The 17,562-nt window shown below is 32.1% G+C and carries 11 protein-coding genes; 2 read left to right on the top strand and 9 right to left on the bottom strand.

The features are described 5' to 3' along the window. Positions 1 to 70 precede the first annotated feature (70 nt). From brxL to QFX10_RS07905, 3 genes are read right to left on the bottom strand one after another with little or no spacing between them, the layout of a single operon-like run. Positions 71 to 2,101: a protease Lon-related BREX system protein BrxL gene (gene brxL, locus QFX10_RS07915; protein WP_280605699.1), complete on the bottom strand. Its 2,031-nt coding sequence runs from the start codon at positions 2,099 to 2,101 to the stop codon at positions 71 to 73. A gap of 10 nt (positions 2,102 to 2,111) precedes the next feature. Next, positions 2,112 to 4,655, bottom strand: coding sequence for a BREX-1 system phosphatase PglZ type A (pglZ, locus tag QFX10_RS07910; protein WP_280605698.1), 2,544 nt, complete (start codon positions 4,653 to 4,655; stop codon positions 2,112 to 2,114). Positions 4,656 to 4,665: 10 nt separating this feature from the next. After that, the gene (locus tag QFX10_RS07905; protein WP_280605697.1) at positions 4,666 to 5,601 is read right to left on the bottom strand and encodes a BREX-1 system adenine-specific DNA-methyltransferase PglX; all 936 of its coding nucleotides are present in this window, start codon (positions 5,599 to 5,601) and stop codon (positions 4,666 to 4,668) included. Positions 5,602 to 5,774: 173 nt separating this feature from the next. Between QFX10_RS07905 and QFX10_RS07900 the strand changes: the two genes are divergently transcribed. Together QFX10_RS07900 and pglX (QFX10_RS07895) are read left to right on the top strand one after the other, a co-directional pair. Next, the gene (locus tag QFX10_RS07900; protein WP_280605696.1) at positions 5,775 to 6,710 is read left to right on the top strand and encodes a site-specific integrase; all 936 of its coding nucleotides are present in this window, start codon (positions 5,775 to 5,777) and stop codon (positions 6,708 to 6,710) included. Position 6,711: 1 nt separating this feature from the next. Then, positions 6,712 to 8,412, top strand: coding sequence for a BREX-1 system adenine-specific DNA-methyltransferase PglX (gene pglX, locus QFX10_RS07895; RefSeq protein ID WP_280607259.1), 1,701 nt, complete (start codon positions 6,712 to 6,714; stop codon positions 8,410 to 8,412). 49 nt (positions 8,413 to 8,461) lie between these two features. On the opposite strand, the gene QFX10_RS07890 is transcribed toward pglX (QFX10_RS07895), so the two are convergent. The 6 genes from QFX10_RS07890 to QFX10_RS07865 form a co-directional block, all read right to left on the bottom strand. After that, complete coding sequence (locus QFX10_RS07890; protein ID WP_280605695.1) at positions 8,462 to 9,097, bottom strand: hypothetical protein; 636 nt, start codon at positions 9,095 to 9,097, stop codon at positions 8,462 to 8,464. A gap of 24 nt (positions 9,098 to 9,121) precedes the next feature. Beyond that, positions 9,122 to 11,872 (bottom strand): BREX-1 system adenine-specific DNA-methyltransferase PglX, encoded by a 2,751-nt coding sequence (gene pglX / locus QFX10_RS07885; protein WP_280605694.1) that lies wholly within the window; start codon positions 11,870 to 11,872, stop codon positions 9,122 to 9,124. A 23-nt stretch (positions 11,873 to 11,895) separates the two neighbouring features. Beyond that, the gene (gene brxC, locus QFX10_RS07880) at positions 11,896 to 15,546 is read right to left on the bottom strand and encodes a BREX system P-loop protein BrxC (RefSeq protein ID WP_280605693.1); all 3,651 of its coding nucleotides are present in this window, start codon (positions 15,544 to 15,546) and stop codon (positions 11,896 to 11,898) included. Positions 15,547 to 15,558: 12 nt separating this feature from the next. After that, positions 15,559 to 16,146: a DUF1788 domain-containing protein gene (locus QFX10_RS07875; protein WP_280605692.1), complete on the bottom strand. Its 588-nt coding sequence runs from the start codon at positions 16,144 to 16,146 to the stop codon at positions 15,559 to 15,561. 3 nt (positions 16,147 to 16,149) lie between these two features. Then, the gene (locus QFX10_RS07870) at positions 16,150 to 16,752 is read right to left on the bottom strand and encodes a DUF1819 family protein (RefSeq protein ID WP_280605691.1); all 603 of its coding nucleotides are present in this window, start codon (positions 16,750 to 16,752) and stop codon (positions 16,150 to 16,152) included. Positions 16,753 to 16,907: 155 nt separating this feature from the next. Beyond that, entirely contained in the window at positions 16,908 to 17,393 is a 486-nt protein-coding gene (locus tag QFX10_RS07865) for a hypothetical protein (protein ID WP_280605690.1), read from the bottom strand. Positions 17,394 to 17,562: the final 169 nt, after the last annotated feature.

The raw sequence follows: 17,562 nt of genomic DNA, 5'->3' as shown, positions 1-17,562 counted from the left end.
TTAAATATACTAGAAATAGTACTAGACATTAATAACTTATCTAGTACTAGTTTCATATCAGTAATAAGATTTACTCTACACCCAATGCCTTAAACACTGCACTCTCTGGCGTATCATAAAAGATAATATTAGTTGCCATTATCTCTGTTGGAACATCGGCTAGATCACCTTTGTTTAATGTAGGTACAAGAATTTTCTTAGCACCAACATCATGTGCAACTTGCATCATATCCGCAAAGTTAGTTACTTTTATAAGTGTTCCCCCAATTGTAATATCACCTAAAATAACTACACTTGAGATAACAGGTCTTTTTAAGATTGCTGAACACAATGCTATCGTTGTCGATAAAGTTAAAGCTTTCGGATTGCCTATGCCATTTAAATCTTGCACATTAACCACAAAATCATGTTTAGTTGTCGTTATTTGCGAACTAATCGCTCCAGCATTTGCATTTAAATACTTATATGCCGAATACGCTTTTTCCTTAGCGGTCATATCGCTTCCCAAACCTATCGCCTTGAACTTTCCATTTCCTGTGACAATTTGAGTTTCAAGCTTAAACGTTCCAACTCTTCCCCCATTACCAGTTGAAATAGAATATACATGACCAGGTTTTCCAATTCCTTCTGGAATCAAATTTTCATTATCTTGTTCGGGGACAGAGACATACTCTTCACGATTATCTTTTAGATCAATATAGGATAAATTTACATCAAAGAATTCCATTCCACCAATTTTTTTAAGTTGCTCTTTAACCCTTCGTCGCATCTCCAACGAAAATTTTAGACATTTTTCAACTTCTTCTTTTCCAAAAACACCATGTGGGTATACTAATTTTATCAATCCTGATACCATTTTTTTAACAGCTATTGTATCTCTTTGGTTTAGCTGAGATCCAAATCTAAAATACTTTTCAATGGCGTCACTGTATGTTGTTTTACGTAACTCCCTCATTACTTCTGAAAAATAATCAGTAATCAAGCCATAATCGTTTGTAAAGAAATTAGGACGATACTTAGGGATTTCCCATCCCGGAAGATAGCAGTGAATTCTATCGAGAAATGCCGAGTCCATCCCCATTTTTTCTGGAAATGGTTCAAACAAATTTGAAGTTTTTAACAAAGCATCTACACTTTGATTAATATTCCCAACAAATACCATTGAGGCAGAAGCATTTTTTTCCTCTTTTCCACGAGCAAATGATCCTGAAGCCATATAGTCTTTCATTATTTGAACTAAATCTCCATCCTTTACATTTATACCCGCAACTTCATCAAATGCAACTGTATCCCACAGGCCAACCAATCCCATCGTTCGTCGTGCCATGTTATAAAATAGATTAGCTACTGTAGTTTGCCCTCCAGACACTAAAATAGAATTGGGAGATATTTCTTTATAGACATGTGATTTTCCAGTACCTCGTGGACCCAACTCACATAAATTAAAGTTATTCTCAACTAATGGAACTAATCTAGCTAAATGCAACCACTTAACTCGTTCATCAAATTCAGTTGGTTCCATACCGATAGAACGCAGAAGAACAGTAATCCATTCTTCTTCTGTAAAAGATTCACGGCTTTTTTTAAATTCTGCGATATCTAATTTTGGCATTTGGATAGGATCTATTTTCTTAACAATAAATGGAGAATTTACTGGATCATTTTCATCAAATTGATATTCCATTTGAATGATACACCAAATCCCGCCTCCTAATAAACGATCATATTTCTGAAGATATTCGTTGCTAATACGAACACCACGTAAACCTAAATTAGAAAACTCCGCTTCATACTGATCCTGCCATTCATTTAGTGAGACACTGACTTTATCAATAACTGTATAGCTACCATTTTCACGAATTTTTGCTTTTATTTTCTCAGCCTCATCTGGTCGAACATAATTGCGGGACAAAATATTTTTTACATTTTCGACTCCCTTTTCTACCAGTGCTTCATCTAATGAAGAAGCGTACATTCCAAGCAAATACTCTAATACATAAACTGGAACATTGGCTCCTTCTTTGATCTTTTTTGTTAAGTCTTTACGAACTATTTTCCCTGGGAAGTTCTCTACTAACTTATCTAGAATAAATTGATCCACTGAAGTCCTCCTAAATATCAAAACCAAAACCACCAGCAAATGGATTATCAATGAAAAATTCTATGCGATTCGATTCTATTTTTGTCTCATTGTCCTTCATTACTAAATAAACTTTTTCATTTTGCTCATAATTACGATTTATAAAATCAAATGTAAATTTGGTAAATCTATCACTCGACTGTTTAGATGTTGAATCAGCATAATAACTATTTTGATTAGTTATTAAATTTCCCTGTGCATCCTCAAAATAAAGTAAATACTGCATTTTATCAACTGAGTCACTAATTTCTTCAGTTTGATAAAACTCTAATGTAACAGATAAACCTGTAATTCTATGATTTTCTGGAGCTCTTGTTAAGCGTACAGTAACAGCTTCTTTCTGAGAAGAACCACGGGCAACATTGACCTCTAATACGGGAATTAACATTTCTTGAGGTGAGGAACCACCATGAATATAGTTTTGCCCTCCACCAGCCTTTTTAAATATAGCTGCAGTTTTAGGAAAATGAATATAACGTTCATCATTATTTTTCAGTGTATCACCCAAACTCATAGACTCAATTCCCAGTTCAGTATAACGATTTTCACTAATAATAAAACGTCTCTCCACCCTATCAGATTTTAATTTAGACGGATTTTCTATTTTCTCATATTCTTTAACACTAGAGCGCTTATAAATAAAACCATGATCACTTGTAACTATAAATCGTGAAACATTAGCTCCATTTGAAATAAATGTTATTAATGCTTTTATTTCATCGATTGCTTTTTTAGTAGCATCAAAAACTTGTGCCTCCTGGCCATGATCACCAGTCTTATCTATCTGGTCATGATACAGATAAATTAGTTCTTTCCCATTAAATATTTCTCGGAGTTCTTTAGCATTTTTTTTAGCAACAACATCAGAATAAGCTATTGCCAAATTATTTTGATTTTTCTCTTTCAATATTTTATCGCGCGCTTTTGTTCCTTGTGTTTTTAGTCCATTGACTCGAACATCTATTCCATCGATATATTCATATGTTTCGCTTCCACTCCGTATAGATGCAGCCTTTCCAAATTCCGTTACTGATGGTATTACAGAAAATACAGTTTTCATATCTGTCAATAGTTTCTTTTGACTTTGTAATTTTTCTTGGAGTTCTTTAGCTGCTTCATACCGAAGTGCATCAGATATAATTACTACCGTTTTTGTTTTACTTCTAGCAAAGTTATCATAGAAATCTAATACAGATAGTCTTTCGTTAAGTGACAAGGACTCATTCCACTGATCTGCACTTTCATCCAAAAATTGACTGTAAGTATTCTCAATTACTTCTTGAAGTTTTGCAAAATCTCTATCGTCAGTAATACTGTCTAAATGCCATATAAAATTCCGATAATACTGATCTATTAGATAGATTGATTCTTCATATTCTTTAACAAAAATCGAAAAGTTATCAGTAATAATATTGGTTACACTACTCAATAGCCGCTGTGCGTTTGAGATAGATTCATAGTGATGAACATACTGTTCACCAAAATGTAACCTTTCTCTATCTTTAACTATATCTGCTAAAGATCTATCATTGATGCTTGGTGTTTTATCTCCACTCAACAATTGACCTATGCTATATTGTATGATTTTGGTATGCGTTGCCTCGAAGATATCTGCCACAAGAAGTTTTTCAACAGGGATCTTATCTATCACTCGATCTCCGCCAATTAAGAGATAGACATTTTCGCTTAATTTATTAAATTCTGTCAAATAACGCGAATCATTCATCATACTATCCATAAATGACACAATCGCAGTAGTTTGATCTAAGACTTCATATTCCTTTAGACTCTGTGGTAATTCTTGATAGCCTAACTGCCCATAAAAAGCATTGACGTAAAATGCTATTATTAATTTTTGAATTGTCGGTTTATCTGAAACATATCCATAATATCTATCAATATAATTCCAAAATACCTCCTGCAAATTAAATTTTGTTAGTTGCTCATAAAATTCGCTAGATCCCCGAGCATATTCTACAATTAGTGCTTGAACAATACTATAAAATTGTGTTGTATTAGATTTAGTTAAAACAGCTAGTATCGTCATCTCTAGTTCTTCTTTTGAATTTATTTTTGATGGAGCTAATTTTTCAAAAGCAGAAATACGTACTTTGGCTTCAAAAAATTTAGAATATTGTTCCATAACATCGCGTAAATCTGTTGAAATTTCAAGCTGATTCATAACCATCGAAATGCGATCTGCACTAAATTGTTCAGAATACTTCAAAACACTTAGAAGATGATTATTTTCATCATCATTTCCAATTTTTTCAAATGGAGCATAAATAAGGTAATTATTCTTCGTATCTTCAATTTCAAAAAAGCGTTTAGCCATGAATTGGCAATGCTCTTCAAGCTTATACACTTTCGCATCATCCAACTTAATTTGTTCACTATCAATTTCTTCTTCAAATTCTTTTTTAGGATCAAACCAAAATATGAGCTTTCGTTCTCCATAAGTTACAAAAAGCTCATTTAATCTCTTTTGGATCTGACTTAAATTTAAGTCTGACATAGTCTCCTCCTTAAGGTTCTTTTACTCCCTTGGACAAAATAGTAAATTTTTCGCCTGTTGTTGGATCACGTTGTAATTTATCATAATTTACTATCACACCATCATCTAGATCCAAGTTTATTTTTTGTAAAGCTAAGTGTCCTACTTTTTCGTCAAATTCGTGTAACTCTTTTAGCTGTTTTCTTATTTTTGCAATTTCTTTTTCATACCGAGAAACTTCGCCAGCATTAGAAGTAGCTAATTTTTGACTTTCTCGTAACTCAATACGAGAATTATACGCTTCACGTAACTTATTTAAATATACTGTGCGTAAATTTCCAAGTAAATGTTCATCATAGCGATGTAAATACATTAATGCTTTAGCACCATTAGCTTTCCCAGATTCAAACTGCCAATATATCGGGCGTTTTTTATATGTCGTAAGATGCTCCTTATAAAATTTAGAGACAAAGTATTTTCTGATTATTTCACGACTTGTACCACTTCCAGGAAGAACTTCTGCAATATAATCCAAATTCTCTTCAAGCGTTTCTTTTCCATAAACAACCGAAATAAACTCTACAAACTTGTTTACGATATCGCTTTCATCATCTTGAAAGTATTCATCATCTGTAATCAATAAAATGTTATCTTTATCTGGCTTAAATTTATGATATCGTGACATATCAAATTTACCACCTGCAAAAACAAGCCCTTCTTCATCTAAAGAATAGCGTCCAAACATACAACCTACTGCATAACTGATAAGTGATTTGATATCCCGCTCACGATTGGCTAAAGAAACTGATACATCTTTATCGTCGACATGATAATCTAACTCATCTTGTAATCCATAAAGTTCAATAAAAATTTTATTTAATTCTTCTTCATTTGCTTTAAGTTGTTCAAATCTTGCACGAGCTTCCTTTTCCCATGCTTCAAACTTATCTTTGATCAATATAGCCAACAGTTAATTCCTCCAGTATTCTATCTTCTTTAACATTATAGCGTTTTTTAAATTTAGTTGCATTACTCATTATTGCTTATTATGAAGACAATTTTCGAGAACTATTTTGTACTTAGTGGTACTCTTTTTTCAATCACAGTTACTTTGGTCTTCAAAAGAAAGGAATGATTTTTATGACGACAAAATTAACATTAGCAGAATATTTCTATCAGTGGATGGAAACATTCAAAAAACCTGCAGTCTCTCCTGTAACTTATGTAAAATATCAAAATACACATCAGCATATCAAAAATAATTTTGGATCACTTGAGATCTCTCAAGTTTCTCGTCAAAAATACCAAGCTGTACTCAATAATTTTGCAAAAACACATGCTAAACGAACAACTGCTGGTTTTCATAAGCAGGTTCGTGCTGCTGTTATTGACGCCCTTGAAGAAGGACTCATATCATCTGACTTTACTCGCAAAGCAATTATATCTGGTAGAGAAAAAAATAATCAAAAAGCTATGTTTCTTTCTTATCACGAATGGCAAGTGCTGATCAATGCTACAAAAAGCTCTTCTAATTCCTATGACTTCATCATCTATCTTTCTGCAATGACTGGACTAAGATTTTCTGAAGTTCTTGGTTTAACAGTCAAGGACATTGATTTTAAAAATAAGCTTCTTACAGTTAATAAAACGTGGGATTACAAATATCATACTGGATTCAAACCTACTAAAAATTCGAGTTCCATCCGAACTATTGACGTTGATTTAACAACACTTCGAGTTATAAAGTTAAGACTTCGCCTAAATAAATTTAATCATCCCGATCAAAAAATTTGTATTGACAACAACGGAAAACTCCCTGTTAGCGCAACTATTAACCGTTATCTTGAAAATCTATGCTATGAACTTGGGATCACTCCAGTTTCATTCCATGGATTACGACATACACACGCATCTATTTTATTATTTAAAGGAGTTAATATTCTAAGTGTTAGCAAACGTCTTGGTCATAAAGATGTAACGACAACTCAGAGTGTTTATCTTCACATCATTAAAGAAATGGAAGAACGAGAAACAAAACTGATCATGAAAATTATGACTCAAGCCTTCTTAAAATGATATCGTTCTACAAGAGTTAAAACTTATTGATCCTTCGATGGGTTCAGGTCATATTTTAGTTTATGCATTTGATCTGTTTATTCAACTCTATGTAGCAGAAGGTTTTCGTGAACGTGATGCCGTTGAATTTATCCTTACGAAAAATCTTTACGGTTTAGATATTGATAAACGTGCTTTTCAGTTAACTTATTTTGCGCTAATGATGAAAGGTCGACAATATTCTCGACGAATTTTATCTAGGAATATTAGCCTAAATATTTACGCAGTACCAGGAAATTTGAATATTGATGAAGCGGACTTTCAATTATTACCGATAACTTTTCCAGATAGAAAAAAAGCAGAAAAAGATTTATTGACACTAGCTGACAGTTTTAAGTATGGTGCAGATCTAGGCTCATTAATACAATTCGATGGAATTGACTTTAAAAACTTGAAAAAAGGTTTAAACTCGGAAACTTTATCACTATACGATCCGATAATTAAAGATATGGTATATGTTGGCGAGTTATTACAACAACAATATAATGTGGCAATTACTAACCCTCCTTATATGGGAAGTAAGGGAATGAATGCTACACTAAAAAAATTTGTGTCAAAACACTATGCAGACAGTAAGAATGATTTATGTAATGTCTTTATAGAACGCATTAGTCAAATGGTTGATGGAACAACAGGATATTATTCACTAATAACTCAACATTCCTGGATGTTTCTATCTAGTTTTGAAAAATTACGTTTTAAGATGAACTCTCAAAATATTATTAATATGCTTCATTTAGGAACTAATGCATTTGAAGAAATAAACGGTGAGGTGGTCCAGACTACTGCCTTTGTGGTATCGCCTACTAATTACGAGAAATATACTTGTAACTATTTAAGATTAGTAGATTTCAACAATCCGGCTCTTAAAGAAACTCAGACAGTTGAAGCCATAAAAAATCCTTGTGTAGATTATTTATACCATACGTCTCAAGATAACTTTGCCAAAATTCCTGGTTCGCCGATTTCGTATTGGGTAAGCGAAAACTTAATTCATGATTTCGTTGTAGGGAAACGAATGGACGAATTGGTAACTCCAAAGGTTGGATTACAAACTGGAGATAATGAGCAATTCCTTCGTGAATGGTGGGAAGTTGATTTAAATAATATTAAATTTGATGCGACCTCTACGGTAGAGGCTGTAGCTTCTGGTAAAAAATGGTTTCCTTATAATAAGGGAGGCTCATTCCGCCGTTGGTATGGTAACTATGATTATGTTGTTAACTGGAAAAATGACGGCTATGAAATAAAACATTTCGTTGATGATAAGGGAAAACTTCGATCGAGGCCTCAAAATACGGATTATTACTTCAAAGAAGCGATAACATGGTCAGATGTAACTAGTGGAAATTTTTCAATGCGCTATCGTGAAAGTGGAAGTATTTTTGATTCAACTGGTCATTCAGCATTTAGTAATTCTTTTGAAGACAAGTTATATTTATTAGGGTTATTAAATACACCAGTTGGAAATTATATATTTAAAATTCTTAATCCAACAATTCATATGCATATAGGTTACGTTTCACTTTTTCCAACACTACTTGATAACATTACAATGGATAATATAATAAATAAAACCGAAGAATGTATAGCTATAAGCAAACATGACTGGCTATGCCAGGAAACAGGTTGGATAAACGCAAAAAAGCATCCACTAATATAATTAAAGAAAATGCGGATAAGGGCCAATTGAACCTTTGTCCGCATTTTCTTTAAATTAGTGGTGAACGCTTGTATTCCCAAGATTTTTCCGACGAATCCCAATCACATTTTGATAAAAGAACATTTTTTCTAGCTATAGTTTCTGTTTGTTTTTTATTGTGAATGATCATTGGAAAAGATTGAAAATTACCGATTTGTAAGCTAATTGTTGGATTTAATAATTTAAAAATATAATTACCTATTTTAGTATTAAGAACGCCCAAAATATAATACAAATTTTTCCCTGCTTCTTCAAATGCTTCCATTCCTTTTACATCATGTATACTACCTAAAGATCTATATCGTAATGAAAAATTAGAGCTAGTTACATCTGACCATGTTATCGCTTCTTTGAAGTAATAACTGGGATTTCGAACAACGCTCCGCTGTTTTCCTTTATCATCAACGAAATGTTTTATTTCATAGCCGTCATTTTCCCAGTTAACAACATAATCATAGTTACCATACCAACGACGGAATGAGCCTCCCTTATTATATGGAAACCATTTTTTACCAGAAGCTACAGCCTCTACCGTAGAGGTCGCATCAAATTTAATATTATTTAAATCAACTTCCCACCATTCACGTAGAAATCTATTATTATCAGCAGTTGCAAGTCCTTGTTTTGGAGTTACCAATTCATCCATTCGTTTCCCTACAACGAAACTAAATCAGACTAATGGGTGTAATTTAAAATTCCATGATATTTCACTGCTATCCCAATCTACGATAGTATTTATATATAGTGAATTGACTAAATAATCAACCCTAGGTTTAATTTCTGGTTTATAAATTACAGGTATCTTTCTTATTGTACCTGCTCCATAGTTAATAGTTGGATTTATTAATTGTAATAGCCAGTTAGTCGTTTTTGTGTTTAGTAATCCTAAAATATAGTTTTCTTTAGATTTATCATAGCAGAACAAACCATTTGCTCCAGAATCAAATAAAAATCCTATAGGATATTTACGCGCATTAAATTTTCCCGTAGAAACTCCAGTCCATGTAATTCCAGATTTTAAATAGTAATGTTCATTACTTATTTTCCAACCCAAATTCTTACCTAATTGTGGATATTTTTCTCTTGTGGCTTTCTTTATTTCATATCCGTTATTTTGCCAATTAACGACGTATTCATTGTTTCCGTAAAAACGTTTGAATTCTCCGCCCTTATTATAGGGTAACCATTTATCACAATTTTCTTGATTGTCTATATCAGTTAAATTAGAGTTGAAATTAATTGATGACACTTCAAACCAACGTCTAAGAAATCTCTCGTTATCCCCGGTCCTCATACCTATTCCAGCAAATCCATAATCTGCAATTGTCTCTTTTTGAAATAATCTTATGGTATTTTCGCTTACCCAAAACGATATTGGAATTCCTGGTATCTTTTCAAAATTTTGTTGACTAGTATTATAAAAATATTCTACATTTGGATTTTTAATGGCTTCCAATACTTTCTCGTTTTGGACAGACATCCCGCCACGAAAATCAGATAATTTAAAGTAGCTACCAACTGGCTCTGATGTTGAATTTTTAATGGTAAAGCAACAAATTGGAACGGTTGCTTCTTCAAAAGCAGAATATTCAAATTGTATCAAACTAGAGATACTTTTACTTGTTATCAAAAAAGTTCGAAGTGCCTCATAAGATTTTATAAACATCCAAACAAAGGGTGTCATAAATCCAGCATAGCCATCTTTAACGAGCATTTGACTATTCATTTTAATAAAAACTGAGAATAAGTCAGTTTTTACATCAGGATAGTTTTGCTTAACATACTTATCCAAAGTTGAACTCATCTTATTTAGATATGGAGGATTTGTAACAATCGCTGTGTACTTTGATGTAAGTAACTCAACGATACTTAAGATCAATGTTACTTTCTCGTGAGCTTCAGGTATTTGGTACAAAATATCCATATTTGAAAATTCGTTGAATACATTAATAAATTTTTTTAATTCATTAACTCGTTCAAAATTAATATTGCTAATTTTGATTACAGATCCAAGTTCAGTAGCATATTTAAACTCATTGAATAGTGATTTAAGTTCTGATAAATTTTTAGCAGTTTCCGTATTATTTAGTGTAGACAGTTCTTCTAAACGCTCAAAATATTCAGTTGGAATATTAGCAGAATCAATAAATCGATAAAGATGTGATTTTACATCTTTGTTTAAAATTCTACGATTATATTCTCGACCCTTCATCATAATTGCAAAATAGGCCAACTGGTATGCGCGCTTATCAATTTCCAACCCGTATATATTATTTTCTATAATATACAATGCTGCATCTCTTTCTCGAAAACCTTCTGCAACGTATAATTGCATGAAGACGTCGAAAGCATAAACTAAAATATGGCCAGATCCCATTGCGTTATCTAAGAGTTTTAACTCTTGTAGAACGATATCACTTTTATTCTTACGATCATCTAGAATTTTTAATTGGACATCTTCAGGTTGTTCCGCAGTAGGTAAGTAATACCTCCAACCAAAACTTTCTGCAATTTCTTTTTCTGTTCTCGTTTCTGTTGGATTAGATAATTTCATATCAATATAATAGCGTCCAAGAGAATTTTCCACCATATATCGTACAATCCAATCAGGAGTAAATAACTGCGTTGCAGCTGGAATCTCATCTGCACGTATCTTGCGTCTACCTCGACTAAATACTTTATCTTTTGGCTCAGTATTATAGTATTGATACATCCAGCCAATAATCTCAACTTGACCTTCTTTTTGAATATCAAAATCTGATTCGGGAATATTTAATAAATTTGCAATAACGCCATTATTATCGATATATGAAATTGTAAATAATAGTTCTGTATAATCATCAATATGTTCAAACAGATCAGGCAGTTGCCTACTTAAGCTATTACATTGCTTAATAAATACTAATTGATACAATTCATCGACTGCATCTGCTGAATTATCTGACATAAGTTCAACTACTCTATTTTGAGTATTGATATCCATCTCAGAATATAAATCCGAACTTAATAAATTAGTAATAATATCTGGTTCTCTAACACCTGTTTCACTAGATAAAACCCGTAACTTTCCTGGTAAATAGTTATTTACTTCCATAAAGCGAATTGCTATCAATCTATTGAACCACGTATAAGCAACTTCTTCTACGAAATTATCAAAAGCTATGGATTCTCTATTCTTTTCTCTTGAATCAACTTGGTCCTCATGTTCTTTTAGTACTTTGACTAATTTTACACGCTTTTCGACATCTTTTCCTACAAATCGTTCGCCATTTGATGGGATTTCAATAGTATCATTTCCAATTTTTACTACTTCTTCAATTCCCTTATCTGTAATGCCTAATTTTGCTAGCTTATTGATCACTCCATCTCGAAGTTTTATCCGAGATTCTATAGCAAATTTTTTTATTACCTTTTTATCCATTTATTAACTCCTATTCACTCAGATCACAACAAAACATCTAACTCATTATCATCATTCAACTTCACAAGTAATTCTTGCTTTAAGTCATTTACAAATGCGTCCACATCTTCCCTATTCTTTATCCGACGTCGACTCTTTATCAAATCTTTCATATAGACATTTGTTACTTTCTTAATTGGTTGGACAGGTGCATTGTTTGAAGCAATATTATCCTCCTCTACTTCAGTATCAATGTCTGTCGACTTTAGCATTTTGGCCGCTTTCTCACGTTGTCGATTTTCTTCAAGCGTAAATGATTGGAGAAACTTATGTTTTAACGGCTCTGCCTGAGCTTCTATTAATATTACTTGGTCTATATTTTTTGCATATTCTAAGTTAGCTTTTAACTTGTCAAACTCCTGAATCACATTTTTCTTGAATGTTTCCTCTAAATTACGAGATGCTAAATCGTCTAATACTGATTGTTCAACATCGCTTAGTTCCTTAGCAACTTTATCAGAATGTTCATCCATAAAGTTTGTATACTCTTTTTCAAATTGATTATTCAATTCACTTAATCTAGGAATATCTCTATACGGTGTTACTTGATTCATGATTTTCTTCATATCTTCGATGATCGATTCAATACTATCTGTCGTTGCATGAATAGTACCACCTTCGACTCGATCAATATAATCAATAGATTTTTCCCAAATCTTCTTTTGATTGCTCTTATGGAAGTTATGAATATCTTCATAATCTTCAGCCCAATCAAAGAGTTCATCCTCATTAATAGTCAACACTTCAAAAAATGATTTTGTATCACGAACATTCACAATTTTTGATAAAAGCTCAATTGCGTTATCAACATCACTTGATTGCGGATAATAATATTTTGATGTATCTTTGAAATTTTCTAACGAGGAAATCATAAATCTTACTTTTTCTACAAAATTTGCTCGCGTCTTATCATCGTTATTATCATCAACAATATTTCTACTTTGAAATAATTCTTCACCTAATTCACGAACTAATTTCTTTTGATTAGCATTAGCTTTTTGACGAAATTCAATTCGAATTTTCTCAGGTTTTTTACGATCAAAAATAGCTTGGGAAACTTCACTAATGTCTGAATTCATATCTAGCGGTATTGCATTTTTAAAAAGGCTAATATTACCTGACTTAAATAACCTCGCAATAGCCCATTCTAGATCTTCGTTTACAAATCCATACGGTTCTCTAAGGTAGTTATTACGCAACGTTTTCATTGTTACGGTTTTTTGTTGCTGCTGTTGTAATTGAATATATCTTTTCACATCATCTACAACATTTTTATCTTCTGTATGTTCTAAAATTTCACCATCGTTGTCTTTTAATAGGCTATTTATATCTGCTTCTGAAATTGCTGAATCTACAAGATCATTTTTGTGGTATACAAGCTTTGCCATCTGTTGCAACGCATCATTTAAATGCGATTTAAAATCTGAACCAGAAACTTCTAATTTTTGGTTATTAAAATAGAACGTTGCTTCTTTTAAATAATCATCTAATTGTTTATTAATAGAATTATTTAATGCTTGATTTTCAGCTGTTTTTTCGGCTTTTACTGCCACAAAATTTTTAATCGCACTGGAGACACTTGCAGTAGTAATATACTTCTCTACCTTTAAGTATGTTTTTACATAATCCATAAATTCTTGATCAACTGGTAAATTAATCAACATCTGGTTCTTCGTACTATTCAAAATGAGTTGTGTTTCATTATTCCATACTTCTACATAGTCTGGAGTTATAACTTTTACTTCTAAGTTAGGATTACTATTTTTTCTATATGCAAAATCGTTAACATAAAAGTTGTACATAAAATTATAACGATTCTCGAAAGCACGTCCTACTGCATTTTTATTTTTATAGTTAAATTGATTACGTCCTATCTTGTCATCTAAGATATCACGTGCAATTCTATTATTAACGTCAGATTCGCTTATTTCGATATTATTTATCAAACGTGTAACTTCTTGTTCTTCATCTGTTTGAAAAATATAACTATCTAAATTTTGGCGTACTAAATTTTCATTGATCAAAATTTTTAGCGCTGACTCAACTTTTTTCTTAAGTGACAATTTATCTTCATCAATATTACGAATCATCAAATTCGTAATATTATTTAATGTAGGTCGAATACTACGGTCTACATATTTGATCATAAATAGCACTTTTAACACATCAACATTAAAATAATCATCTTTATCTGAAACAATACGTGAATTTTCCTCTGCTTGTTTGATTACTTTCGCATTATCAGTTTCATTCAACCATTTCTCAAGCGATGGATAGAATTGATCTAAAGATACTAACACCGTACTTTCATTATTTGCATTTCGTTCTGCAGTTTCCTTAAAAAATGCCAACAACGAGCGCTCACCACGCGAGAGGTTTGCTCCCTGAATAGAATGTTTTGAGACTTGCGTTAAAATATCAGCTAATAAATTAAATTGATATGGTATAAATGGATATACATCCGCAAAATTTTTAGCATCACTATAGAGCTTAAGCTCAGGACTTTCTTCAAACACTAGCATTGACTTAATATCATTTTCATAATTAGGGTATGAAGCTTCTAAATATTCCTGAGCTGGATTACTTTTGGCAAGGATACGTTTTTGAATAACTTCGTCTGCATTTGCAGATGAGAGAGATAAAGTCGTTTCAAAACGACCTTTAATCTTAGAAAAATCCATAGCTGAAGCACCGGCAATATCAGTAATTTTATCAATCGCTTGTTGACTAGTTACAATCACCCATGCTTTGCCTTGCGATTTATTTCCTAATTCTTCGACAATCGTTTGTAATTGCAAAGTTAAATCACTATTTCCACCAATATACTGCCCAATCTCATCTACTAGGAAGACAATATGTTCATTATTTCCCTTTGTTTGAAGATAATCTTCAACCATTAATGCAAATTCTTCAATACTGATGATATACTCAGATTCTAATTTGTTAAACCATGTTTTGGCAGAATCCTCCGACATAAATCCTATTTTTACTAAAGAATTTACAACTGGATCTTGAATAAAATCCACTTCGTGTCTTTCATCAAGCCACTCTAGGCCTAGTTCATCCTTGAAAGCTTGCTTAAATTCTTCGTATTTTCCGGCCTTATCAAGTCTTCGTTCAAGATCAGCGACCTTTGGATTGGTAGAATATCCTAGGCTATCATTGAACACTTTCAAAAAGACATTTACTAGACTATTTTTTTCTTCAATCCCCGTTTGATGTTTAGATTCTACATTAAAGAGAATAACATTCGTAGGAACATCTACTGCCAATTCCATATCAGCAATAGTCATAGGATCTTTAATCTTGCGTGTTTGCTCATCACCTTCAACAAAGAAATCTAATGCTTTTTTACCATTTATTTCCTTATTTTCAAGTATGTAAGATAGGATTTTCAGAAAATGTGATTTACCAGAACCAAAAAAACCCTGAATCCAAACACCCATTTTGCTTGTATTGCTAGTAATACCCTTTTTATATGCATCAAAAAAAGTTCTAAAATGACTTTGTAATTCTTTTGTTACAACATATTCGTCAAGTTCTTGATAGATTTGTTCGGAACTTGATTTGGATGCTGTAATAACCCCTTCAATATTTCTGTGAATATCTTTTAAAAACATTTCATTTATTTTCATAGTAATCCCCTTCTAATGAATTCTAAAAGCTCTATAGTAGTTAGCATCCCTGTTTGTATTTAGTATAGTTAACCTTAATCGATCATACTCACCTGGATACATCATAATAACTGGTCTCTTAGTGTAAACTAGATGCATCTTATTTAAAACAGAATGAGCCCTAACTAATGGATATATTTCACCTATACCAGTCAAAATAACTACCGAATTTTCCTGCACTCTGTCTGTAATATACTTTGTAAAGTACATTTCACTATCATCAAACTCTTCCATTTTCAACAGTCTATTTATTCGAGTAGCAATAAACATAATGTCGTGTTTTTTTTCCCACTTCTCAATTATATTTAAGTACTTTTTACTTTCAAGTAGATCCATCATAATCTTATACAGATTAAATACTTGAAGAATATAACCATCAGCTGATGGTAAATTCCTATTTTCTAATTCTCGAACATGATCTCTAACTCGTAACTCATCTTTAGGATCATAATCAAAAATATAATATCCCACCTCATTTCCAAGTCCTCTATTTGTTAGAAAATCATCAGATTTAATCGTATTATCAAGCACAGAAAAACTCTGTTCCAACGTTTTTTTCAACTTTTAATTTCCTCCGATCAATGCCTTAGCAATATCCCAACGATTTATATCTCTCAACCAAGATATCACTTTAATATCAATAATCTTTGGCGTAATAATATCATGTACTTTATTATCACGAATAAGACCTACTTCAAGCAAATATGTGCGATAGCTACTACCTAATCGGCTGTATGTATATGGTTTCCAGGTAGAAACTATATCATTAGTTCTTTGCTTTTCAGAAAAAAAAGCCTTATAGTCAGTATTAGTTAATGTCAGAATTCCCTTTTGTACTTGCATTTGATAAACTTCCCCCACAAATTCAAGAAATAAGTCATCTAACAATAATACTGCTATTAGTAGTATTATTTTCTGATTATCAATATCCAATTCCGGAAATAATTTTTGCATATCATTCCCTAAAATTTCAGTTCTTCTCTTACAGGTATTATAAATATCCCTTGCTCGATTCTGGCTAACAGCACCAAAAATATTAGCTTCTTCATTCAAATGTTTAATTTCCACATCAGTTTTTCCTTCATTAAGCATATTTATATATTGCTTAAATTCATAAAACCAGAATCTTCGTGAAACTAGACCGGCACTATATATTTTTTTAACCATCTAAAATTTCTCTCCAGTTCTTTATATTACCTTGGACAAACTTAATTATAGACCATTTTTATAAATTCTAGAGTAACAATATTCTAAAAACTATATGTATTATAAGTGAATATATTATAAACTTCTAGTATATCTAACATATTTCATTGCTAGATTTACAAATATTCCCCATATAACTTTCCGTCAAAATCTAGCTTCCAATCTGAGCTCAAAAATACTTCTTCATTTGGATAAGTAATTTTCTGTAAACCAAACTGCCGTAATAATCCATTACCCTTATCTAAGATCTTTTGATAATTTTCTGCTGAGATCTCACCACTTTGCAACTGGATCCTTAACAAGCCTTGATGGATAAACATGTGACATTCGTGACAGATCGAGACGTAACCCACTAGCTTTTGGACTAAGTTCTCAAAATCATACTCATAACGCTCGTGAAGTTCTAGCCAGTCTCCCGGTGTATGGCTAACGTAACGTTGACAGATCATACAGTGGTGATCAGCTAATAAGCGATATTCTTTTTTCAACTTATTCCACTTACTTTGGCCCATGATCTTTCGTGGTGTCACATAGTGTAGCGCTGGCGGAACTATCGGTTGAGTTAGAACTTTAACTAATTCAATATCTAATTTCTTTTCCATGATAAACACCTCACATTGATTTTTTAAATATTTTTCCTAAAAAATACTTTTTGTTCAGTGGCTTAAATATATTGCAAAATATTCTTGATACATATTACTACTACTTTCTTTCTAGATGTACAAACTATGATTTTTATAAAAAAACCTGATCATATTACCGATCAGGTCA

The sequence above is a fragment of the Ligilactobacillus faecis genome, from assembly GCF_029889745.1.
In the GTDB taxonomy this organism is placed as follows: domain Bacteria; phylum Bacillota; class Bacilli; order Lactobacillales; family Lactobacillaceae; genus Ligilactobacillus; species Ligilactobacillus faecis.
This window is presented reverse-complemented; position numbering and strand designations above follow the sequence as displayed.